This is a genomic window from Mesorhizobium sp. M3A.F.Ca.ET.175.01.1.1, from assembly GCF_004791945.1.
Classification (GTDB): Bacteria; Pseudomonadota; Alphaproteobacteria; order Rhizobiales; family Rhizobiaceae; genus Mesorhizobium.
Window position 1 is genome coordinate 1 of record NZ_SRTP01000398.1, and the last position, 287, is coordinate 287.

Below are 287 nucleotides of genomic sequence, written 5' to 3' on the forward strand. Positions count from 1 at the left end.
GTCAACGCCAGGTCGAAGCTGTTGCAGGTGCTGGCCAGTTCGCCCTGGGTGTGGACGTTGCGCACCGCCGTCGTCTTGACGCCAAGGCCGATCGAGACGCCTTCCGGCACCAGCGACGTGTTGGAGCGATTGGGCACGCCCTGCGTGCGGTCGACCTGGTAGAGCAGGTCGGAGAACTCGGCCCGCGCCCGCTTGTAGCCGGTGGTATTGATGTTGGCGATGTTGTTGGCGATGACTTCCAGATTGGTCTGCTGGGCATTCATGCCGGTGGCGGCGATGGCAAGTGC

The 287-nt window shown here is 64.1% G+C and carries 1 protein-coding gene; it reads right to left on the reverse strand.

What is annotated here, in order from left to right; translation table 11 throughout:
• On the reverse strand, positions 1–287 hold a 287-nt coding region (locus EN818_RS32150; RefSeq protein WP_135906766.1), incomplete at both ends, for a flagellar hook-basal body complex protein.